Here is a 23,408-nt window from a genome sequence, read left to right on the forward strand (position 1 = left end):
AGGGGGATACTGCTTTGAAAAGAGAAGCTGTAATCGTTTCGGCCGTCAGGTCAGCCATCGGCAGGCAGGGCGGAGCGCTTGCCACGGTACCTGCCCATGTCTTTGGAGCAGAAGTCATAAAGGAAGCTATCAGGAGGGCGAGTGTCCAGCCTGAAATGATCGAAGATATAATCATGGGGAATGTCATCAGCGGTGGAGGCAATATTGCCCGGCTGACCGCCCTGCAAACAGGACTATCACTCGAATTGCCCGGCCTGACGATTGACCGGCAGTGCGGATCGGGAATCAACGCAGTTACTCTCGCGGCCCAGGCGATCAGGGCAGGTGATGGGGATATCTATATTGCAGGCGGGATTGAAAGCATGAGCCGTGCACCATACTTGATGGATAAACCCGACAAACCATACAGCCCCGTTCCCCCAAGCTTCCGGAAGTCCCGGCTGTCACCGGAGGAAATCGGCAATCCGCCAATGGGCATCACAGCAGAAAACCTTGCAGAAAAGTACTCGATCTCAAGAGAAGAACAGGATGAATTCGCCCTGGCAAGCCAGCATAAAATGGCTGCCGCGATGGCTGATGGACGTTTTGACAAGCAAATTGTTCCAATCACGATTCCGGTCCGAAAAGGGGAGCCAATCGTTTTTAAAAAGGATGAACACCCAAGGCCGCAAACGACAATTGAAGCACTTTCCAAGTTGCCGCCAGCCTTTTTACAGGGAGGAACGGTTACAGCCGGCAGCAGTTCCGGCTTGAATGATGCTGCAGCCGCACTAGTCATAATGTCAAGAGAGAAAGCTCAGGAATTAGGTGTGAAACCGATGGCCGTGATCAGGGAACAGGCAATAGCAGGGGTCGACCCGAACATCATGGGCATCGGTCCTGTACCAGCCGTTAGAAAAGTTCTTGAAAGATCAGGTCTTAATCTTGACGACATGGATCTGATTGAAATTAACGAAGCTTTCGCAGCCCAGGTGATTGCCTGCGACCGGGAGCTCAATATGGATATGGAAAAGGTCAACGTGAATGGCGGTGCGATTGCCCATGGCCATCCACTGGGTGCTACTGGAGCGATCCTGATGACAAAAGCCGTCTATGAGCTTGAAAGAAGAGGCGGGCGTTACGCAATGATTACGGCCTGCATCGGCGGTGGCCAGGGAATCGCGGCTATTATTGAACGTGAATAAATTTTCAAAAGGAGGAATGGCACTTATGGCTTCTGATACGATACCGATCAGGCAAGGAGAAGAGCTAGATACAAGTGTTATCGAAAAGTACCTGAGGGAGCAATTGCCTGATCTTCCAGAAGGCATTCTAACAATCGACCAGTTCAGTTTCGGTAAATCAAATCTCACCTACCAGCTGAAAATCGGAGAATGGGAGGCGGTTTTAAGGCGTCCGCCTCTCGGTCCTGTTGCGCCAAAAGCGCATGATATGGAAAGGGAGTACAAGATCCTTAAAGAGATCAGCCCTCACTTTGCGGCTGCTCCTAGGCCCTATTTATTTGCTGATGAAAATGTCATCGGCAGTCCGTTTTTCGTGATGGAAAGAAAGCGCGGCATAGTCCTTGATACGGACTTTCCTGAAGGCATCATGCCGACTGATGAAATGTGCAGATCCCTTTCGGAAACGATGGTCGACCACCTTGTTGAGCTGCACAGCATCGATTATACGAAGACCAGGCTTACCGAAATGACAAAACCTGAAGGCTTCATGGAACGGCAGGTCATCGGTTGGATTCGCCGTTATGAGCGGGCGGAAACAGATATTGTCGAGGGCGTGGAGCACTTAAAGCAATGGATGCTGAAGAATGTTTCGGAATCCAAAACGCCAGCGATCATTCATTACGATTATAAACTGAATAATTCCATGTTCAATGAGGATTTAACGAAGATGGTCGGTCTTTTCGACTGGGAGATGACGACGGTAGGTGACCCGTTGGCCGATCTGAGTGTGGCGATGAGCTACTGGATTCAACCGGACGATTCCGATTTGTTAAAAAGAGGGATGGGAAAACCTCCGGTCACAGTGATACCCGGGTTTATGACCCGTAATGACTTCATGGAGCGGTATGCGAGGAAAAGCGGCACGGACCTTGCGAACATGAATTTTTACCAAACATTTGCTTATTTCAAGCTTGCGGTGATCTGCCAGCAAATTTATTACAGGTGGAAAAAGGGCCAGACAAAGGATAGCCGGTTTGCGCATCTTGATACATTTGTCAGCAGCCTGATTCAATATGCGTTATATACCGCAACAAAGAAAGGGTGAAGGACATGATGAAGATTCACCTTTTGCTAAAAAAAGAAGACATCGACACGCAAAAAATGGCCGATAACAAAATCGCTGTCGTCTTTGATGTTCTTCTGGCAACTTCCACGATCACCTCTGCTCTGGAGTTCGGTGCCAAAGAAGTGATTCCGGTCCTTGATGGAAAGGAAGCGGAAAAAGAAGCTGAAGACAGGGAAAAAGAACGTTTCTTACTCGTCGGCGAGTATCAGGGGAAAACAATCGATGGGTTTCTGTCACCAAATCCTCTGGAATTGAGAGAAAAAATCGAGGGTAAGTCCGTCATCCTGTCGACCACCAATGGAACCGTTGCGCTTAAAAATTCATCAGAAGCAAAGGCTGTTTATGCAGTGTCGCTGATGAACTGCAAGGCAGTAGCCAATCATATTTTAAAAGATTACCAGGGAGAGACGATTGTCGTCGTCTGTTCTGGTTCTTCGAACGAGTTCAATGTAGAGGATTTCCATGGAGCCGGATGCTTCATTGACTGCCTTATAAAGGAATATGACAAGGAATTTTTCCTGACGGATTCTGCTTATGCCGCGCGCTGTTTCTACCATGCCCACAATCAAAACAGTGATGATATTCTAAAAGACTCCAGAGTCGGCCGGATGCTAAGTAAACATGGCTTTGACCAGGAAATTGAATTTGTTTCACAGCAAAATGTTTTTGCCACGGTTCCAATACTGATAGACAGAAAGAGGATTATTGACGCGGCAAATGATAGCGTTTACAAAAAAGGAGAGGAAAGTATGTCATTGAAGCCGGAAGTAAAAGCGTTGCTTGAAGCCTATGCTCAAAATCCAGTGCCGCCCTTGGAGCAGCTTCCGCTTGCAGAAGCAAGAAAGGGGTTTGAACAGTCTGCAAAACTTATGAGCAAGGCTGAGAAACTTGCAAACACAAAGGATTTCAAAATCCAGGGATACAAGGATGAGATTAAGATAAGACTTTATTCACCAGACGGAACAGATGGAACCAAGCTTCCCGCGATTGTCTACTACCATGGAGGCGGCTGGGTGATCGGCAATATCGAAACACATGATGCCCTTTGCCACACTTTATCCAATGAAGCTGGATGTATCGTAGTTTCCGTGGATTATAGTCTTGCACCTGAAAGCAAGTTCCCGGTTGCAGTCGAGGATTCATATCTAGCTGCCAAATGGGTGTTTGAAAACGCTGATGAAATGAACATCGATGAAAACTTTATCGCTGTCGCAGGAGATAGCGCGGGAGGAAACCTGGCAGCAGTGGTAAGTTACCTTGCTGTCCAGAGACAGACACCGTCGACTGCTTATCAAATGTTGTTTTACCCGTCTACAGGCTTTGAATATACTCCATCCTATGAAAAATACGGTGAAGGCTATTATTTGACCAAGTCTACAATGACCTGGTTCCGCGAACAATACTTAAACTCACCTGAAGATACGCAAAATCCACTGGCCGCGCCGTTGTTGATCCCAGATGAGATTACCCCGCTGCTGCCGCCGGCTTATATCCTGACTGCGGAGCTTGATCCACTATGTGATGGCGGAGAGCATTTTGCTGCGAAATTAAAGAATGCAGGCGTAGAAACCGAGTATGTCTGCGCTCCGGGGATGCTCCATGGTTTCCTTGGGATGACTGAATATTTGCCCGATGGAAAGGAAGCAATCAAGGCTGCTGCGGAAGCCATTAAAAAAAGAAGTGCTCTTAAACCGGTTGAATAATAATCTTTGAGGAGGACTAGACGATGCCTAATCTACACTTTGATCACTGGCCGAAAATCTCTAAATCACTGACATTGCCCGAAACCTCACTCTATGAAAATCTTAAAGTCAGTGCGGAGAGATATCCGGACCAAAGCGCAATCTATTACTATGGAAACGCCATCTCATACAGTGAGCTTAACGAAGAAGTTAATTCGCTTGCTGGATTCCTCCAGCAGAAACTTGGGGTTGCAAAGGGAGACAGAGTTTTATTATTCATGCAAAATTCTCCCCAGTTCGTCATTGGATTCTATGCAATTTCACGAGCTGATGCAGTCGTCGTGCCCATCAATCCAATGCTGACTGCAGATGAATTGAGCTTTTACATTAAAGATTGTGAGATTACTTCGGCGTTGGTTGGGCAGGAGCTTTATGACAAAGTTGAGCCGCTGATTGGTTCTACCCCATTACAGAATGTCGTGGTTGCTGCCTATTCTGATTACAAAGGAGGGGATTTTAACGGTGTCGTGCCTCCAGAGGTCGAGGCAGCCAGGGTAGTTTACGAACAGCCAGTGCACTTCCATTGGAAAGAAGCCATTGCAGCACAATATGAGCCAGGGACCCATACGTCAAAAGCGGATGATATTGTAGTGCTTCCGTATACATCCGGGACAACCGGGCTTCCAAAAGGCTGCATGCATACCAATCGGACCGTCCAGGCGAATACCATCGGTGCCTATCACTGGTCCAGCTCCACAACAAGTGCCGTTCACCTTATGACACTGCCATTATTCCATGTGACCGGGATGGTACACAGCATGCATATGCCGATTTTTTCCGGAAGCACGATGGTCCTGATGACGAGATGGAACCGGGAGGCAGCCGTGGAACTGATTAAATCCCAGGGATGCACGAACTGGGTAGCGATCGCTACGATGATTGTCGATTTCCTGGCAAATCCAAAACTGGACCCAAAAGATATTGCCACGTTGACATCGATATCAGGCGGGGGTGCAGCTCTTCCAGAAGCAGTGGGGGAAAAGCTTTACAAACTTACTGGCCTGCGATTTGTAGAAGGATATGGACTTTCCGAAACAATCGCCCAAACACACTTCAATCCGCCAGATCGTCCTAAAATGCAGTGCCTTGGGATTCCATCCTTCGACGTAGACGCGAGGGTTATTGAACCGGCTACGGGAAAAGAACTTGGTCCTGGTGAAGCAGGAGAAATTGTCGTAAATGGCCTACAGGTGATGGTCGGCTACTACAACAGGGAGGACGAAAACAGGAATTCCTTCATTGAGATTGATGGCAAGAAGTTTTTCCGGACAGGCGATATTGGCCGGTATGATGAAGAAGGCTACTATTTCATGGTCGACCGTGTTAAAAGGATGATCAACGCATCTGGATATAAGGTTTGGCCTACAGAGGTTGAATCTTACCTTTACAAGCATCCGGCCATCCAGCAAGCAGTTGTAGTAGGAATACCTGACCCAAGAAGGGGCGAATCGGTAAAAGCATTTGTCATTTTAAATGATGGATATGAAGGCAAAATCAGCGAAGAAGAAATCATTGAATGGTCCAAACAGCATATGGCGGCTTATAAATACCCTCGCGAGGTAGAATTCAGGACGCAATTCCCAATGACCAGCAGCGGCAAGATCCTGTGGCGGAAGCTTCAGGAGGAAGAGAGGGAAAAAGCTGAAAATCAGGTGAGGTAAAAAGGCTCCGTCACGTCAGCTATTAAATTATAAGGAGGATCTTGATGGAGATTTTGGTTCAGCAGCTGTTCAATGGCCTTACCATTGGCAGTGTTTATGCTCTTGTCGCTCTTGGACTCACTCTTGTTTACGGTATCCTTCATATCCCGAACTTTGCCCATGGCGCTTTATACATGATGGGTGGATATATCACCTTGATGATGATGGTGCAATACGGCCTTCATTACTGGCTGGCCATTCTTGTTTCTGTCATCGCGGTAGGATTAATCGGCGTTCTGATGGAGCGACTGGTCTTCCATCCCTTAAGACATGCCCCGCCGATTCATGACAAAATCGCAGCAATTGGAATTCTGTTATTTTTGGAAGCCTTCGCGCAATTCATCTGGGGCGCGGATTACCAAATGATGCCGACACCTTACGGCCAGGTCGTCCAGGTGTTCGGCCTGACCTTCACGATGCAAAGACTGCTGATCATCATTGCAGCAATTGGAGTGATGGTAATGCTTTACCTGTTCCTGAAAAAGACGTTCACGGGTGCGACGATCATTGCGATGTCCCAGGAACGGGATGGAGCGAATCTTGTAGGAATCAATACTAACCGCGTGGCAATGCTAACATTCCTGATATCCGGAGGGCTTGCAGCAATAGCCAGCTCTCTTGCAGCGCCTATAAATCTCGTTTTTCCTGGAATGGGCCAGCTGGTAATCTTAAAGGCTTTTGTCATCATCATTCTGGGAGGGATGGGCAGCATTCCCGGAGCGATTATTGGAGGCTATATTTTAGGTTTCAGTGAAAGTCTCGGCGCCACGTACATTTCTAATGATTACAAAGACATCATAGCGTTCATCCTGCTGGTCATCATTTTAACAGTAAAACCAACCGGCCTGTTTGCCAAGGGGGGACATTGATGGCGAAGGTAATCAATAAACGTACTATTATACTTGCACTTTTGTTATTTGCGATTGCCTTTCCATTCGTTACCCAAAATGATTATTTCATCCATGTAATGACTCTGTCGTTCATCTGGATGATCGGTGTCTATGGGCTTAACCTATTGGCGGGCTATACAGGCTATCTCTCGCTGGCGCATGCTGGGTTCTTTGCGATCGGTGCGTATTCATTGGGCCTCCTGACGGTAAAGGCCCAGATAAATTTCTGGCTTGCTTTTGTTCTGTCGCTTCTTATCACCTCAATTATTGGATTTTTAGTCGGTGTCATTGCCCTAAGGACCAAGGAACATTTCTTCGCCATCTATACCCTATGTGTCGGGTATATCATCTACCTTGTCATTGATAAATGGGACAGTTTGACAGAAGGCGTCCGCGGTTTGATCGGTATCCCCGCGCCGGCAAATATTGGACCGATCTCATTCGAGTCATCCCTGTCACAATATTATCTTGTTTTGGCCATATTGCTTCTCGTGATCCTGTTTGTTTATCGAATCGTGCATTCCCTGACCGGAAGGACGTATATTGCGATTCGCAATAGTGAAGACCTTGCGCAGACTATCGGAATCTCAACAATGAAAAATAAATTGGAAGTTTTCGTGCTTTCCACTTTTTTCGCCGGACTGTCAGGAGCTCTATATGCGTCATTCATCCGTTTCATCGGGCCAGATATCGGAAATATCGTTATCACATTTGATTTGCTGACATACCTCCTGATTGGCGGGATCGGCACGTTATCCGGACCTATTGTCGGCACCGTTTTGGTTGTATGGATTTCCCAGCAGCTGCAGTTCCTTCAGGATTACCGGATGCTCATTTTCGGACCTGTGCTGACACTCCTGGTCATATTTTACCCTCGGGGAATCGCAGGGGCAATTGGCGGCTGGAGCTTAAAGCGCGCCGAAAAGAAGCTGCATAAAGCTGAGATAAAAGAGGGATATTCACAAAATACGATCAGTACAGACAAACAGGTGAAGGAGGGGTAAGGATGTTCCTGGAAACGAAGAATTTAACGAAGAAATTTGGCGGTTTGACAGCTGTTAACGATGTTGATTTTTCGATTGAAAAAGGAAAAATCAATGCGATCATAGGTCCGAATGGAGCTGGCAAGTCCACTTTTTTCAATCTCATCAGCGGCTTTCACCCTCCTACATCAGGCCATATTATTTTTAAAGGCAGGGATATTACAAATCTGCCATCAAATAAAATTGCAGAACTGGGTATAGCACGTACCTTTCAAACTACCAATCTGTTTGAACAATCCACTGTCCTTGACAATGTGATCGTAGGACATCGATTGAGGACAAACTCCAATTTGCTCGATGCAGTGTTCAGATCGAAAAGATTAAAGCGGGAAGAAGAGAAATGCCGCGAAAAGGCGTTTGAAGTAATCGAATTTGCAGGATTGGAAAAAGTGGCTGACAAACTTGTTGGAAGCCTCACGCAGGAAGAAAAGAAACGGACGGCATTTGCGCTGGCATTAGCAACAGATCCTGAAATTGTGTTCCTTGATGAGCCTGCAGCTGGTGTGAATCCTGATGAGACAGAGGGATTGGCTCTTTTGATGAAAAAAATGGCTGATAAAGGGATTACTGTCTGTTTGATTGAGCACAAAATGCAAATGATCATGAAGCTTGCAGATAAAATAATGGTCCTCAATTACGGAGAAAAAATCGCCGAGGGAAATGCAGAAGAAATCAGGAATAATCCTACTGTAATCAAGGCCTACCTGGGAGGGAGCGCCAGTGCTTAAACTGCGAGATGTTAAAGTGAATTATGGGAGCTACACAGCGGTAGACAAGGTGAACCTCGATGTCTCTAAAGGGGAAATCGTTGTCCTTCTGGGTGCCAATGGTGCCGGGAAAAGTACAATTTTCAAGACAATCAGCGGATTGAATAAAGTTTCTTCAGGAGACATTCTGTTTGAGGGAAAATCCCTGAACAAAACCACACCGGATAGAATCGTCCAATCAGGAATTGCCCAATGCGCGGAAGGCCGAAAGCTGTTTCCATCAATGACCATTCAGGAGAATTTGAGAATGGGCGCTTATGTCCATAGAAAGCATAAAAAAGGAATAAAGGAATCGATGAATCATGTGTTTGAACTGTTTCCGATCCTGGAAGAAAAACAGCATGATATGGCAGGTTCACTCAGCGGGGGGCAGCAGCAGATGCTTGCAATTGGGAGGGCGTTGATGGCAAAGCCAAAATTGCTGCTTCTTGATGAGCCGTCTATCGGACTTGCACCACTTATTGTTGAGCAAATGTTTGACGTGATCCAGACCATCAATCGGGAGGGAACGACAATCCTTCTGGCCGAACAAAATGCGAATGCTGCCTTGAAAATTGCAGATAAAGGCTATGTATTCGAAAACGGATCTGTAGTACTGGAAGGGACTTCTGATGAATTGTTTGCTAATGATGAAATAAAAAAGGCATATATCGGTGCCTAGAACTGCTTCTTTCTTTTGGGGAGGTGGTTGGCTAGCAGTACAAATATAAATTTCTGAATATTGAAAATTCAAACTCAAGGGGGAAAACCAATGAAGAAGTCCAAATTGGTGTTGGTCTTAAGTGTGATGTTTGCCTTAATTTTCAGTCTAGCCGCTTGCAACAGCTCAGAAAAAACAGATACAGGAGGAAAGGGTTCTGAAGCAGCATCTGGTGAAGGGACAATCAATATTGGATATACTGGACCGCTGAGCGGACCTGCCGCGTTTTATGGAGAAAGGACATTGAACGGTGTCCAGATGGCAACTGAGGAAATCAACAATGCCGGCGGAATTGAAGTGAATGGCAAGAAGTATAAATTCAATGTTGTCTCCCTGGACGACAAGTATTTGCCTAATGAAGCCGGTGCGAATGCTAAAAGACTCATGCAGGAAAATAAGACACCCATCATTTTTACCCCGCACAGCGGCGGCGTGGCTGCTTTGCAGGTGTTCAACCAGCAGGATAAATTCATTATTGGCGCATACACAAGTGAACCAAAGGTAACGGAAGTCGGGAATAAATTAACGGTGAGGATCCCTCCTCGTTATGATGGCTATCTTGAGCCATTCACGAATTATACGATGGAGAAGTTCGGCAAAAAAATCGCATTCCTGCCAACTTCATCTCAGTATGGAAAGGATTGGGCTGAAAAGCTGCAGCCTCACTGGGAAAAATCTGGTGGTGAAGTGGTGTACAATTCATCAATCGACTTTGCCAAGGATACAGATTTCTTTACCATCATCACAAATGCACTAAAGGAAAAACCAGATGTACTTTTTATCGGCGGACCGTCTGAACCAACTGCAAAAGTCGCCAAGCAGGCCAGGGAACTTGGCTTCAAGGGTGGTTTTATCGTGATGGACCAGGCAAAGTTCGATGAAATGAAGAAGGTGACAGGTACGTATGACGTCCTGAACGGCGCAATCGGTGTCATGCCGCTAGTCAATTCCGAAAGTCCCGGCATTCCCGAGTTTGTAAAGAACTACAATGCAAAATACAAAGAGGATCCCGGCTCTGAAGCTGGCTTGAATTACATTGCCATGCATGTTTTCGCTGAAGCCATAAAAGCAGCAGGGTCTGTGGATGACCCCGAAAAAATCATGGCCCATATGCAGGATGGGCTGGATAATCTGCCAGAGGACAAAAAAGTTTATGTCATTCCAAAAATCGACCCAAATGGCGGATTTGAAGGTGAATTGATTGTTGCGGCAATTGAGGATGGAAAAATCGTTCCAATCAAAGCAGATTAATTTGCTTTAAGAAAAAGCAGATACTTTTTTTGAGTAGCCGGGTTAGAGTAAAAACAAAGGTTTGTTGTGAGGCAGTTTTTGTTTCTAAAAAGTATAATTGAAAATTATTGAAGCGAGGCAAATAAAGATCGAAGCGGCAGTTCAGATGAACTGCCGCTTTTTCGTTGCTTTCATGTTTTCCGAAGACATACAATAAGAAATAAGAAATCGCCAGTACGGTTCCTGAAAGGAGCGGTTAGCATGAATAATAGGATTGGAATTGATGCAGGAGGATCACTAATCAAAATTGCATTTGAAGAAAATGGGAGAATGCATTTCCGAAAACAGCCCAATTCAGAACTGGATGAGGCATTGCAGTGGCTGAAAATCACTGCCTCAAATAAGCCAATTTATCTGACAGGCGGAAAGGCAGGAACCATTCAAGCCAAATATTTTCCCGAGGCAAAGGTGGTCGATGAATTTTCTGCTGTATGCGAAGGCTGCAAGCATTTGAAAATGAAGGAAGCGATTACTGCTAGCGAACCTTACATACTTGTCAACATAGGGACAGGCACTTCCTGGTTTACAATCAAAGGGGAACAGTATGAACGGCTTCTCGGCAGTGGAATAGGCGGCGGTACTTTTATGGGACTGGGAAAAATTTTCACTGAAGCTGATGACTTTTCCGAACTGGTAAGTTTGGCTGCTGAGGGGGACAAGGGGAATGTTGACCTGCTCGTGAAGGATATCTATTATCCGGAAAAACCCCCGATTCATGGTGAATTAACAGCGAGCAATTTCGCAAAGTCACAAGAGATATCTTCAAGCTCTCCAGCCGACAAAATGGCTTCCCTTAACAATATGATCGCTGAAACGTTAATTCTTCTCACTGTCCAGGCTGCTAGTCTTCACAACATAAAGCAGGCTGTCTTTATCGGAAGTACTCTTGCAGGAAATCAACTCCTCCGGGAAAATCTGGAGACGTATTGTAAAATGTCTGGAATTGATCCGGTTTTTCTGGAACATGGTGAGTTCAGCGGGGCGATCGGGGCAATGCTCACATAGTGACAAAAGAGGAGAAGCCACTTTGGCTCCTCCTCTTTTGTTGAATTTTATCTGTTTCCTTTAAATACTTCAGAGACAATTTCAAAGGATTTCAATCTGGCTTTGTGATCAAAAATTTGTGCGTTGATGATCATTTCATCTGCCTGTGTATCATCAAGGAATTCCTGAAGCTTTGTTTTAATCGTCTGCGGGCCGCCAACAATCGAGGAACCGATCCGGCTGTCCAGCAGCATTTTTTCATATTCGCTTACCTGGTTATTAAAATCTTTTACAGGCGGCAGCAGGGGACTAGGGTTATTCCTGAAAAGATTCAGGAATTGCTGCTGCATGGATGTGGCCAAAAACTCTGCTTCCTCATCCGTTTCGGCCGCAATCACATTTACGCCAACCATTGCGTATGGCTGGTCTAATACTTCAGATGGCTGAAAATTCCTCCGGTATAGCTTGAGAGCTCCTAAAGTATTTTCGGGAGAGAAGTGGCTTGCGAATGAAAAAGGCAAGCCGAGTTGTCCTGCAAGCTGCGCGCTATAGCCACTTGATCCCAACAGCCAGATTGGAATGTTCAATCCCTCACCTGGAATGGCACGGACACTTCGAAATTGTGAATCAAGTTCCGGGTTGAAGTATGCTCGAAGTTCATCCAATTGCTCAGGAAAGTCCTGGCCATCACTGCGTCGTTCGCGCCTTAAAGCATAGGCTGTCACCTGGTCGGTTCCAGGCGCGCGTCCGAGTCCGAGGTCAATCCGGCCCGGGAAGAGAGATTCAAGGGTCCCGAATTGTTCAGCAATTACTAGCGGAGCATGGTTTGGCAGCATGATACCGCCGGAGCCAACCCTGATCGTGGATGTTCCTGCTGCCACATGTCCGATGACCACCGAAGTCGCAGAACTGGCAATTCCAGGCATATTATGATGTTCTGCCAGCCAGTAGCGGCGATATCCCCACTGTTCCGCATGCCTGGCAAGATCAAGCGTATTTTGAAGTGAATCTGAAGCTGTGCCTCCTTGAATGATTGGAGCAAGATCAAGCACAGAAAATTTAATATCGTTTAAACGTTTGCCGTCCGTCATAATTGCATCTTCCTTTATTGAATGATATTAACAGCCAGGAATAGCTTTTAACCATCCCCAGCGATTATACAATTCAATAGTAACAATTATCTTTCGGTAATCAAAATAAAATGGTTTGAATCGACAGTTAGCCTGGCAGTTAATTAATGGAAGGCCGCTGCGTTACAAGGGAAGGATTTTCACTCCTGTGAGCGCTGCTGGATTCTCTAATGCTTGCTTCGATATTGACAAACTCCGGGTATCCGTAATTACCATGTTCACTGATGTCCAGCCCAATATTTTCTTCCTCTTCTGTAACTCGCAAGCCATTCATCGCTGTTTTCATTCCCAATAAAATGAGATAGGAAACAATGAAAGCAAAAGCACCTGAAACCAAAACTCCCAGAGCCTGCACACCCAGCTGGTCAAACCCTCCGCCATAAAATAAACCGGGTTTTCCGATGGTCGCCAATTCTGGAGTTGCGAAGAACCCAGTCGATAAGGTACCCCAAACTCCTGCAGCCCCGTGAACTGATAAAGCAAATATAGGGTCATCGATCTTTTTGCTTTCAAAAAACCTGATGCTGTAGAAGACGAGAATTCCGGCAACCAATCCAATCACAACTGCTGCCCAGGTATCAACAAAGGCACAGGAAGCGGTGATTGCGACAAGGCCGGCAAGTGTTCCATTCAGCATCATTGGGATATCAGCCTTTCCCATTACGATCCACGAAATAGCAAGTGCAGCAATGGTACCAGCCGCGGCTGCAAGATTTGTGTTCAGTGCCACGAATCCGAAAAATGCACCATCTACCGAAACCGTGCTGCCTGCATTGAAACCAAACCAGCCCACCCAAAGGAAGAGTACACTCAAGGCGGTGAATACGAGGTTATGGCCTTCAATTTTATTGGCCGAGCCATCTTGATTATATTTGCCTAAACGAGGTTTCAACAGGAGTGTAGCTGCCAGTGCGGCCATAGCACCTGTAAGGTGAACGACAGTCGAACCGGCAAAATCCTGTTTCCCATGCTCTGCAAGCCAGCCGCCGCCCCAAATCCAGTGAGCAATAAACGGATAAACCAGTACGGAGAATAAAAGTGCGAAAACAACATATACAGATAATTTCGCCCTTTCAGCAAACCCCCCAAAAGCAATCGTGATCGAAATTCCTGCGAAAGCCAGTTGAAAAAGGAAGAAGACGGATCCTGAAAGGCCAAGCCCTTCAACATCATAGCCTGAATAAAAGAAATCCGAGAATCCTAAAATCGAATTACCTTCACCGAAGATCAATCCATATCCCACAGCCCAGAAAACAATGGAGGAAATACCGAATGTTAGAATCGTTTTACCGGCGATATGTCCAGCATTTTTCATCCTTGTTGAACCTGTTTCAAGTAAAATGAAACCCCCAATCATCAAAATAACCAATACTGCCGAAATCATGACCCATAAACTATTCAATAAAAAAACAGTATCCATTTGCTCAACTCCCTTAATTATTGATGTTTTATGTATTTTGTCATTTAATTTAGAATGAAACCACAATTATGTCAGGTAACCTCACACGATTTTTAAGACAAAAGAAAAAACCTTCTTTTACGAAGGTCACTCATTTTTTTCGTATACCAAATCGGGCATTTATTTGTCCCTGGATCATTTTCTTATGTTCTTCTGCTTCATTTCGTTTCTTTTGCTTCACCATTTCCTGCCTGATTTCATAGGTCTGTACGCCGTCTTCAATTTTATTGGCTATCTCTACTAATAATTCTACATCTGAAAATGAATATCTTCTGCTCCCGCCTGGAGTTCGATCAGGAAAAACTAATTTTCTTTCTTCATAATAACGTATTTGACGTTTTGAAAGTCCAGTTAGTTCACTAACAATCCCGATTGTAATGACTTTTTTATCTTTATAGGAGGAATCGGCAGCCAGGAGGATCACCACACTTCATTATTTTTATGTTATATTTTCTCACATGATGTGACATTTTGTAAATAAAAACTGAAAGAACTAACGCCCAGTTGTTAAGTTTTTCAATTCTGTCAGGGTTAATTTCCTTAATTCGTTTTCTGTTTCTTTCGAAAGCCCTGTTTTAATCAAATGCTGGATATAATGGTCTTTGAGTTTATCAACAGCTGTCCGTAAATGTAATGACACAGAGAAGCCCCCTTAAAAATAGTCATTTTGAACTTCACGCAGGATTTCTAAATCACGCATGCCTTCTTTTTCTAAAAGCTGCTCATACAGTTCATCGCGAAAAAGATCAACCATGACAATCAATTGCGCCAAACCCATTTCCTTCTGTCCGTCCATAGAAATCTCCTCATTTCTTTTAATTAATTTGATTCATCTTAACGAATAACTTTTGTGCAGTCATTAAGTTCGGAAGGATATCTGACAGGGATTTTAACGGCATAAGTAATGAATTGCGTGCGAACCGGAAAACCTATAATGATGATTTGTCCATAAGGAGGAGTAGTGATGGAACAGAATACGCAGCCAAATAATAGAGGGTATATCATTAATGAATATGATGTACTTAAGAAAGTCATTCTTTGCCAGCCACAATATATGACCATCCGCGATGTCATAAATGAAACCCAAAAACATTTTAAGGATGAAGGCATACATATCGAAGTTGCCTTGGAGCAGCATCATGAATTTGTGAATACATTAAAGAATTACGGCGTAGAGGTCATCCTGCTCCCGTACCATAAAAAATTCCCGGAGCAAGTCTTCACAAGGGACATCGGATTTACACTTGGTGAAACTATTTTTGTAGCAGATATGGCCAGCGACGTCCGAAAGGGTGAGGAGGATGTCTTGAAACAGTGGCTAGAGGATGAAGAGATCTCCTATTATAATCTCCTGGGTGATCAGATCGAAGGTGGCGATGTAGTCATTGACCAGGACACCGTATATGTGGGCTTGAGCAATCGGACCAACCAGCAGGCGGCGGATCACCTTAAGGGATTGCTCCCGAACTTAAACGTGCGAGCTATTTCCTTCAAAGCTGAGTACCTTCATCTTGATTGTGTTTTCAACGTCGTCTCACCTGAAGTAGCATTGATTTATCGCCCAGCATTGACAGACGAAGACATTGAACTATTCAGCTCCCGTTATGACCTGATTGATGTCAGCGAAGAGGAACAATTTACACTTGGGACCAATGTCCTGAGCATTGGAAACAAACGGATCCTCAGTCTGCCTGTGAATAAAGGCGTGAATGAGCAACTCAGGGGTAAAGGATTCGAAATAATCGAAGTCGATATTACTGAGATTATTAAATCCGGAGGCTCATTTCGCTGCTGCTCATTGCCCATTTTACGTGAGAGGAATGTACATTAGTGTTAATCCTCTAAGTTATTGTTATGTTATGAGAATATCACTCTGAAGCAAGTGACAATCGTCATTTGCTTTTTTCATTTAAAAAAGGTAACTTCGGACAGCTTTGGGGATTGCATGCGAAAGTTGTTCGAACTCAGACTACTTCGGACAACTTTTGTGGTCGCAGGTGAAAAGCTGTCCGAACCTGAAGCTACTTCGGACAGCTTTCGTCGTCGCAGGGGAAAAGCTAGCCGAACTCGAGGCTACTTTGGACAGCTTTCGTGGTCACAGGTGAAAAGCTGTCCAAACTCCGGGCTACTTCGGACAACTTTTGTGGTCGCAGGTGAAAAGCTGTCCGAACCTGAAGCTACTTCGGACAGCTTTCGTCGTCGCAGGGGAAAAGCTGGCCGAACCCGAGGCTACTTTGAACAGCTTTCGTGGTCACAGGTGAAAAGCTGTCCAAACTCCGGACTACTTCGGACAACTTTTGTGGTCGCAGGTGAAAAGCTGGCCGAACTCGGAGCTACTTCGGACAGCTTTCGTTGTCACAGGGTAAAAAGCTGGCCGAACTCGGGGCTACTTCGGACAGCTTTGGTGCTCCCAGGTGAAAAGCTGGCGGAACCCGGGGCTACTTCGGACAACTTTGGTGCTCGCAAACCAAAAGCTGTCCGAACCGGGAACTACTTCGGACAGCTTTCGTCGTCGCCGGGGAAAAGCTGTCCGAACTCGGGGCTACTTCGGCCAGCTTTCATGCACGAAGATGAAAAGTTGTCCGAACTAAAGGTAACTTAAGATAACTATTATACCCGCAGATAAAAAGTTGACTAAATCGAACAACTGTCCAACCCAACTTGCTCCATATTTTTGTTTTTGTGATAACTACTGCAAACGCTGTCAAATACTGTATTTATAACAGACCAAAAAATAGTTTGCTGTTAAACATCAGTTTTTGATTGTCCTTTGTGGCCAATTATCTTATAATTCAAAATAGAAAGAAATCAAACAAGTAAAGGGGGATTCATTTGGAAGCTTTTGTTTCTTGGCTCAATGGGATTTTGTGGAGCAACCCGGTCATTTATATCATTTTGGGAATTGGCCTGGTGTTCTCCATCCTGACACGTTTTTTACAAGTAAGACTCTTGAAGGACATGGTTACACTTATGTTCAAAGGGAGAAGTTCCGATGCGGGCGTTTCATCTTTTCAGGCCTTATCTATCGCTTTATCCGGCCGTGTAGGAACTGGTAACATCGCTGGTACTGCTACTGCAATTGCAATGGGTGGACCTGGTGCGGTTTTCTGGATGTGGACAATTGCGTTTATCGGGGCGAGCAGCGCTTTTGTTGAATCTACATTAGCCCAGATTTATAAGGTTAAGCAAGATGGTCTTTATCGAGGCGGTCCTGCTTATTACATCGAGAAAGGTCTTGGCATCAAATGGTTTGCGATTGTGTTTTCTGTTGCGGCCTTGCTTGCAATGGCTCTTTTAATGCCAGGAATTCAGTCAAACTCGATTGCTCTTGGACTTGAGAATGCTTTTGGTGTCAGCAAATCAGTTTCTGGTTTAGTTATCATCGCTCTTTTGGGTTTTATCATTTTTGGCGGCGTTAAAAGGATCGCTACGGTGGCCCAATATACTGTTCCATTTATGGCGATCGGGTACATTCTTGTAGCTCTTGTCATTATTGGAATGAATATAACTGAAGTTCCTGCTGTTTTCGCTTTGATTTTCAAGAGTGCTTTCGGTGCTGACTCCATTTTTGGCGGTATTTTGGGCAGCGCGATTGCCTGGGGTGTAAAACGGGGTATTTATTCCAATGAAGCTGGACAGGGTACAGGTCCTCACGCAGCTGCTGCAGCTGAGGTTTCCCACCCGGCAAAACAGGGTCTTGTCCAGGCATTTTCAGTTTACATCGATACCTTATTTGTTTGTTCAGCTACAGCCTTTATGATCCTGTTCACAGGAATGTTCAACACTGTTGGCGCTGACGGTTCATTCATCGTCGAAAACTTGAAAGGTGTAGAGGCAGGGCCAGGATATACACAGGCTGCTGTTGATGCTGTTCTACCTGGATTCGGTGCAGAATTTGTTGCTGTAGCGCTATTCTTCTTCGCTTTCACAACAATCATGGCCTATTATTATATGGCTGAAACAAACATCGCTTATCTTCTCAGAGGAAGAAATGGCAAGGTTCCGATGTTTGTCCTTAAAGTCGTCATCCTTGGAGCAACTTTCTACGGTGCCGTTAAAGAAGCGTCACTTGCATGGGCGCTTGGAGATGCTGGTCTCGGATTGATGGTATGGCTCAACCTGATTGCCATCGTCCTGCTTGCGAAGCCGGCACTGATTGCTTTGAAGGACTATGAGGAACAGAAAAAGCAAGGGCTTGATCCGGTCTTCAATTCCAAAAAGCTCGGTATCAAGAATGCAGAGTATTGGGAAGAAGAATATTCCTTCAACCATGAAAAAGAAAAAGTATCATAAGACTGATTTTGTGAAGAGCTGCCTGATCAATGGCAGCTCTTCTTTCAGTCTATCCGGTTTATTCATATTGTTTTGGTGGAATGGGAAGGATGATAGTATCAAGGATGTAGCGGGTGACTATCATGAAATTGTTATGCATTGACGGTGGCGGTATTAGAGGTGTATTCCCGATTGCCATCCTGAAGGCTATTGAAGAAGAATTCGGCAAGCCTGTTGGCCAGCTGTTTGATGTGATCTCGGGCACCAGCACAGGGGCCATCATTGCCGCTTCAGTTGCTTTGAATACATCAATGGGAGAGTTGATGGAAAGGTACGAGATTTATGGGGAAAAGATTTTCGTCAAAAAATCAAAGGTAGGCCTTTTTAAAAGTGTATACAGTGACCGTTATTTAAGGAGGCTGTTGAAGCATGCCTTCAAAGACCTTACCCTTGGAGAAATCCAAAAGCCTTTGTTGATTCCTGCTGTTGATATCACCCATGGAAAACCCTATGTCCATCGAACAGACTTTGGTTATTCATCGGAAAATGAACTTTCAATCAAGCTATGGGATGCTGTTCTTTCATCTTGTTCGGCGCCTATCTATTTTCCTCCAAACAATGTAAACAATCAATACTTATCGATTGATGGGGGATTGTGGGCAAATAATCCATCATTGGTTTGTGTGACTGAGGCATTACATCATTTTAAAATCGATCTGGAGGAAATACATATCCTCTCGATCGGGACAGGCCAGCAGAACATCGACTTTACGATGGAGGAGAATAAATACTGGGGAATCCGTCAGTGGCTGCCATTCCAGTTTCCATCCTTTAAGGTAACACCTAAGCTCTTGGATCTGGCAATGGACTTATCCTCTGAATCCGTTTCCTATCACTGCAGGCTTTTGCTGCGTGACCATTATCTCCGCTTAAATACAGAGTTGTCGGAGGAAGTGCCTTTTGATGATTTTACTTATACCGAGAAGTTAAAGGAACTGGGAAAGCAGGTATTTGAGTCAAACAAAGGGCAAATCACAGCCTTTCTTTCTGAGAATTAGACCATTTGTTTTACAGAATGAGCCACCCTTCATTGGGTATACTATTTTTACAATTTAGAGGAGGAACCATAATGGAAAAAATTGAAGTTGGTGAAGTTTTTACAATTAGCGACGAAAGCGATATCGAGCAGGAGGTCGAAGTAATCGGTACGTTGAACATAGACGGATCTGATTATGCAGCTGTAAGCTTTGTTGACGACCTGCAAACGGAATCTGACGAAGACATTGATATCTTTTTTCTTAAGCTCGACGAAGATGGAGATTTTGCTGCCATCGAATCTGATGAGGAATTCGAAAAGGTTTCTGCAGCTTTTGATGAAATGATGAATGAAGAAGAATAACGGGGAGGAGGGGAGGTTAAGCTCCTCTCCTTTTTTGGTATATATACATAGGAAGTACGTTCGTAAAAAAGTTGTAAATAGAAGGAAATCATTCGCGTCTGTCGAATTGATTTTTAAAGGAGTTGATACAATTGGATAGCGTCATCCTCGTAACCTTTAAAATCAAGGGAATACCGATTCCTATCAAAATAGCATCTACAAATGAACCAAGCAGAGAGCAAATCCTCAAAAAGATCACTGATTTGGCCAAGGGATATGATTTATCGGGCGAAATTCAATTCAAGAAGCTCCTAAAAGAGCACGGCCACAAAATGTATATATATGAAATTGGGGATAAAAAATGCATGGTGCTGGTAGAGCGGCTAGAGAAGATAAAAGAGTTTGAAGAAATAGGTTCATAGCACGCTAATACAATCGGTTTTACAATAAATTTTCATCATTCGATATCGGTTCCGCAGCCATAAGCAAGGTATTCTCAGGTAACGCTTTATCAAAATGAAGATAGCCGATTGAGTTTTTTGTTTCGGCAATGCTGCCGTCTTGGAATGAGTAGTAGTTAATCGTTTCTTCCCATAGATTTTGCTTCGGGATTTCTGTTTTATCTTTGGTAAGGCTCATGCTGTAGGTCTCGCTGCAGCTGCGGTACAGCGATTGTTCCTTTCGTTTTTGAGCGTTGAGCCACAGTACCGACTTCATTAAAATACCCCATATCCCAGTAAAACTTTCATTATGGACGGGGCTGCTCGTAAACTGATAGAAAGAATGTATTTTACCATCGTTAAGCTTGACTTCTGATTTTACCGATGAAGAGAAGTGGACATCCCCAGACAGTAAAATGACGCAACTTGGGTTCCAGCTGGAAACTTGTGAAAGGAATGAATGAAATCCTTTGCCGTTATACTTCCATCCATCAAAATCAAATGACGTCTGTACTGGGAATCCTAAAACTTTGAAAGGATATACATATTTATGGAGGAAGGATTCAATCAGTCCCATTCCATAAACAGGAGTTGGGGAGACAATATTCAAAGGAGTACGCTTATTCCACCCGCTAATAAGGAGTTTTTCGGTCGTGCTTTGCCAGCCTTTTTCAGAAATCAGCAAAGGTGTCCTGGTTGTCTCCTCCATCAAACTTCCAAGCTTAACCGCTCTGGGTCTTGGATCGAAACCACGCTGTGTACGCGTATCAAGGAAAACAGTTTTAGGAACAGTTGGAGCAATGAAGTGCCAGGAGTGATAGTCCCATAAAAAATCCAGTCCTACTTTATAATCCTGTGATTCCATGTTTCCAGACCCGAGATACTTTTCGATTTTATTACGGAAAGTTGTGTCAAAGCTTTTAGGGTCGTTGCCCCAGCCCTGGAACAGCCAATAAGCCGCCAATCCGTTGCCAATGATATATTTGCCCAGCGGTGAATTCCTGGCCGTCGCCGTCCACTTTTCGGATATATTCCAATCATCCGTTACATCATGGTCATCAAAGATCATGTAGGTTGGTATGTTCGCCATCAATCTTCTGGTCGCTGATATAGATACAATGAATTCCCTGATCTGTTCCATTTGTTCCTCATATCTGGCTTCCAGCCTGGAAAGCTCCTTTTCCCGCTTTTTCGGTTCACCCTCGAATTTCAAGTAAAGCTTTTTATTATCAATAATTTGCCTGAAGGATTGGATTAGATCGTTTTCCTGGATGAATTCCCAGATTTCCGGGCTCCAGCTGATTAAATACATTGCTGCATATTCTCCGAATGTGATTAAATGGTTATCACCTTTTCCGGTTGAAAAGTTTGACAGATGTTCAATCAGGAATTGCCGTGCATTTACCTTAGAAAGCCGGGAATGCAAAACATGAGGAATCAAATCGGATAATTTACTAAAATCACGATGACCGACTAATTCGGATGAAAGTACCGATAGAATCGGGAATAGCGGGTCCGCAACATCATCGGCATAAATCTGGTCACCCATGAAAAATAATCCATTGGGCCGTTGTGAATGATCCAGATGTTTTTCCTCCACAAGGAAGTCTGCTGAAATCAAAGCATCTTCGCCAACGCCATGGGGCTTTCGGCAGGAGCCATAAAGCAAATTTGTCGGCAGGCTTTCATGATCGATATAAAATGCTGGATACTTCAGATTCCCGTATACAATTGATCGGCTATGTTCCTTGGTAAGAAGGCCATAGTTTCCCAGATCACGGACCATCGCGTCTTTTTTAAAAAATAAGTTATAGCCAAGGAGAGTGCAGGAAGGGAAAGGAGTCCTTCTCGGTGAAATCTTAATCAGGTAAATATATAACTGCTCGCCAGCTTTGAAAGTTTTTGTCTCGGTATTGATATCCAAAGGGATATAGGTATCCTGATTGATTTGAAATAATTGAGCGTCCATCTTGATTTGGCGGCTCAAAGCAATCCAAATGTAAAGGGATGTTGGTTCAACCCTCCTTAGGATTGGGCCAGACAAAATAAATGGTAACTTCATCGCTTGCACCACCGTTCAGTTCTTTACTGCTACCTTATTCAAGCAGGTTCAGAACGGTGTCCAACAGCCTAAAGCAAAAAAAGCCCTTTTAAGGCTTTTTCACTTTCTTGTATAATAACGAGCGTCTTGATGCTCCAATAATTCATTAGCAATCAGTTTGGCTGCACTTTGATTTCCGGGGGCATCAAGTCCTGCTTCCCAGAGCATCATACCGCCCAACTGCTCAGAAAGCGCGAGTTCTGTCTTCTTTTTCAAAGTGGAATGCCCATTATAATGGTATGTGGTTCCATTTAAATTGACCTGATCCTTGCCCGCATTCTCAAGGGCATGATCAATTAGTGCTTCATATGAGATTTGCTTTGCCGAAGGGTCTTCAGGCTGTGCATAAAGAGGGACTCCAAGGACAAGTTTCTCTCTGGAAAAGCCATGTGAATCAAATAAAGCGGTCCAATAGTTTACTATATTTGCGGAATAGGTGAAAGGTGATAGATTCGCTGCGTTGTACTCTCCATCCCACTGACCATCATATGCCATCAAATTGACATGGTCAAAGTATCCGAACATCTCGGGCTCAAAGACAACAGAGTGAATTTCAGTCCCTGTAACGCTGTGCACTTTGGCGTTTACAGCGATTGAAAGTTCTTTGCCCATCGGTTTTAGCTGTGCACTCAAATCTTTAGAGAACTCAGCAAGATATTGGGCATCATTTGCTGATCTGGGATGCTCAAAGTCGATGTCAATTCCATCGAGATTCTCTCTTTCTGCAATACTAACAAGCTCATGTATTAGTTTTTCTCTTGAAGCAGGAGTTGAAATGGCCGCCTTAAAATAATCGTAAGATTCTCCGCCATTGATATGGTACCAGCCACCAATGGCCAGGATGACTTTTGTCTCGTGCTTACTTGCATTGTCCACGATTGCCCTCAAATTTTTGATTGCCTGATCTCCATTTAATAAAATCCTGCCATCAGCAGTTGGGTGAGCAAACGAAAATATGACATGGGTCAGGCTTTGGTAATCGATTTCAGCAGGATTACGGAAGTCCTGAACATATCCGATCAATACCTTTGCGTCCTGTCTTTTCTCAGGTGTTTTTTTCACAGCGGCTGTTTTGGACGACAATGTGACAGGAGAACTGGACGCTTTCTCGTTGTTTTGTTGTTTATTGGCAAATATTGCGCCTGATAAAAACCCTCCTATGAAGGTTATCATGATAATCAATATGGACAGGGAACGTTTTCTCATTTAGGAATCCTCCTGGG

Annotated in this window: 22 protein-coding genes; 15 read left to right on the top strand and 7 right to left on the bottom strand. The window is 44.5% G+C overall.

What is annotated here, in order from left to right; all coding sequences use genetic code 11:
* The first annotated feature begins 14 nt into the window (after positions 1–14).
* The 10 genes from M3593_RS00400 (at position 15) to coaW (ending at position 11,426) form a co-directional block, all read left to right on the top strand.
* The gene (locus tag M3593_RS00400; protein WP_251540128.1) at positions 15–1,184 is read left to right on the top strand and encodes a thiolase family protein; all 1,170 of its coding nucleotides are present in this window, start codon (positions 15–17) and stop codon (positions 1,182–1,184) included.
* A 25-nt stretch (positions 1,185–1,209) separates the two neighbouring features.
* The gene (locus M3593_RS00405) at positions 1,210–2,268 is read left to right on the top strand and encodes a phosphotransferase family protein (RefSeq protein ID WP_251540130.1); all 1,059 of its coding nucleotides are present in this window, start codon (positions 1,210–1,212) and stop codon (positions 2,266–2,268) included.
* Between the two features lie 5 nt (positions 2,269–2,273).
* On the top strand, positions 2,274–3,992 hold the full coding sequence (locus M3593_RS00410; RefSeq protein ID WP_251540132.1) for an alpha/beta hydrolase fold domain-containing protein: 1,719 nt from the start codon (positions 2,274–2,276) through the stop codon (positions 3,990–3,992).
* Positions 3,993–4,015: 23 nt separating this feature from the next.
* Positions 4,016–5,692 (top strand): long-chain fatty acid--CoA ligase, encoded by a 1,677-nt coding sequence (locus M3593_RS00415; RefSeq protein ID WP_251540134.1) that lies wholly within the window; start codon positions 4,016–4,018, stop codon positions 5,690–5,692.
* A 44-nt stretch (positions 5,693–5,736) separates the two neighbouring features.
* Positions 5,737–6,600, top strand: a complete 864-nt coding sequence (locus tag M3593_RS00420) for a branched-chain amino acid ABC transporter permease (protein ID WP_251540135.1) — start codon at positions 5,737–5,739, stop codon at positions 6,598–6,600.
* Entirely contained in the window at positions 6,600–7,625 is a 1,026-nt protein-coding gene (locus M3593_RS00425) for a branched-chain amino acid ABC transporter permease (RefSeq protein ID WP_251540137.1), read from the top strand. Before M3593_RS00420 ends, M3593_RS00425 begins: the two co-directional genes overlap by 1 nt.
* Before the next feature lie 2 nt (positions 7,626–7,627).
* Entirely contained in the window at positions 7,628–8,392 is a 765-nt protein-coding gene (locus tag M3593_RS00430) for an ABC transporter ATP-binding protein (RefSeq protein ID WP_251540139.1), read from the top strand.
* Positions 8,385–9,092 (top strand): ABC transporter ATP-binding protein, encoded by a 708-nt coding sequence (locus M3593_RS00435; protein ID WP_251540141.1) that lies wholly within the window; start codon positions 8,385–8,387, stop codon positions 9,090–9,092. Before M3593_RS00430 ends, M3593_RS00435 begins: the two co-directional genes overlap by 8 nt.
* 90 nt (positions 9,093–9,182) lie before the next feature.
* On the top strand, positions 9,183–10,382 hold the full coding sequence (locus tag M3593_RS00440) for an ABC transporter substrate-binding protein (RefSeq protein ID WP_251540143.1): 1,200 nt from the start codon (positions 9,183–9,185) through the stop codon (positions 10,380–10,382).
* A gap of 240 nt (positions 10,383–10,622) precedes the next feature.
* Positions 10,623–11,426 (top strand): type II pantothenate kinase, encoded by an 804-nt coding sequence (coaW, locus tag M3593_RS00445; RefSeq protein WP_251540145.1) that lies wholly within the window; start codon positions 10,623–10,625, stop codon positions 11,424–11,426.
* Between the two features lie 47 nt (positions 11,427–11,473).
* On the opposite strand, the gene M3593_RS00450 is transcribed toward coaW, so the two are convergent.
* The 5 genes from M3593_RS00450 to M3593_RS00470 form a co-directional block, all read right to left on the bottom strand.
* Positions 11,474–12,496 carry an LLM class flavin-dependent oxidoreductase gene (locus M3593_RS00450; protein WP_251540147.1) on the bottom strand — a complete coding sequence of 341 codons (1,023 nt, stop codon included), beginning with the start codon at positions 12,494–12,496 and terminating at the stop codon, positions 11,474–11,476.
* A 139-nt stretch (positions 12,497–12,635) separates the two neighbouring features.
* Positions 12,636–13,955, bottom strand: coding sequence for an ammonium transporter (locus M3593_RS00455; RefSeq protein WP_251540148.1), 1,320 nt, complete (start codon positions 13,953–13,955; stop codon positions 12,636–12,638).
* A gap of 130 nt (positions 13,956–14,085) precedes the next feature.
* On the bottom strand, positions 14,086–14,409 hold the full coding sequence (locus M3593_RS00460) for a MerR family transcriptional regulator (protein WP_251541211.1): 324 nt from the start codon (positions 14,407–14,409) through the stop codon (positions 14,086–14,088).
* Between the two features lie 78 nt (positions 14,410–14,487).
* A complete protein-coding gene (locus M3593_RS00465) occupies positions 14,488–14,634 on the bottom strand; it encodes a Fur-regulated basic protein FbpA (protein ID WP_251540150.1) in 147 nt (48 codons plus the stop codon).
* A gap of 12 nt (positions 14,635–14,646) precedes the next feature.
* Positions 14,647–14,790, bottom strand: coding sequence for a hypothetical protein (locus M3593_RS00470; protein WP_251540152.1), 144 nt, complete (start codon positions 14,788–14,790; stop codon positions 14,647–14,649).
* A 168-nt stretch (positions 14,791–14,958) separates the two neighbouring features.
* Here M3593_RS00470 and M3593_RS00475 point away from each other — a divergent pair, with 168 nt between their 5' ends.
* The 5 genes from M3593_RS00475 (at position 14,959) to M3593_RS00495 (ending at position 20,066) form a co-directional block, all read left to right on the top strand.
* Entirely contained in the window at positions 14,959–15,825 is an 867-nt protein-coding gene (locus M3593_RS00475) for a dimethylarginine dimethylaminohydrolase family protein (protein WP_144481075.1), read from the top strand.
* A gap of 1,001 nt (positions 15,826–16,826) precedes the next feature.
* Complete coding sequence (locus tag M3593_RS00480; RefSeq protein ID WP_251540154.1) at positions 16,827–18,287, top strand: alanine/glycine:cation symporter family protein; 1,461 nt, start codon at positions 16,827–16,829, stop codon at positions 18,285–18,287.
* A gap of 122 nt (positions 18,288–18,409) precedes the next feature.
* Positions 18,410–19,324, top strand: a complete 915-nt coding sequence (locus tag M3593_RS00485; protein WP_251540156.1) for a CBASS cGAMP-activated phospholipase — start codon at positions 18,410–18,412, stop codon at positions 19,322–19,324.
* Between the two features lie 71 nt (positions 19,325–19,395).
* The gene (locus M3593_RS00490) at positions 19,396–19,665 is read left to right on the top strand and encodes a DUF1292 domain-containing protein (protein WP_144481080.1); all 270 of its coding nucleotides are present in this window, start codon (positions 19,396–19,398) and stop codon (positions 19,663–19,665) included.
* A 131-nt stretch (positions 19,666–19,796) separates the two neighbouring features.
* Positions 19,797–20,066 carry a hypothetical protein gene (locus M3593_RS00495; RefSeq protein ID WP_144481082.1) on the top strand — a complete coding sequence of 90 codons (270 nt, stop codon included), beginning with the start codon at positions 19,797–19,799 and terminating at the stop codon, positions 20,064–20,066.
* 19 nt (positions 20,067–20,085) lie between these two features.
* On the opposite strand, the gene M3593_RS00500 is transcribed toward M3593_RS00495, so the two are convergent.
* Both M3593_RS00500 and M3593_RS00505 read right to left on the bottom strand, forming a co-directional pair.
* Positions 20,086–22,146: a metallophosphoesterase family protein gene (locus M3593_RS00500; RefSeq protein WP_251540158.1), complete on the bottom strand. Its 2,061-nt coding sequence runs from the start codon at positions 22,144–22,146 to the stop codon at positions 20,086–20,088.
* 99 nt (positions 22,147–22,245) lie between these two features.
* On the bottom strand, positions 22,246–23,391 hold the full coding sequence (locus tag M3593_RS00505) for a glycosyl hydrolase family 18 protein (RefSeq protein WP_251540160.1): 1,146 nt from the start codon (positions 23,389–23,391) through the stop codon (positions 22,246–22,248).
* Positions 23,392–23,408: the final 17 nt, after the last annotated feature.

This window comes from Mesobacillus sp. MER 48, assembly GCF_023714225.1.
GTDB classification, from domain to species: domain Bacteria; phylum Bacillota; class Bacilli; order Bacillales; family Cytobacillaceae; genus Mesobacillus; species Mesobacillus oceanisediminis_A.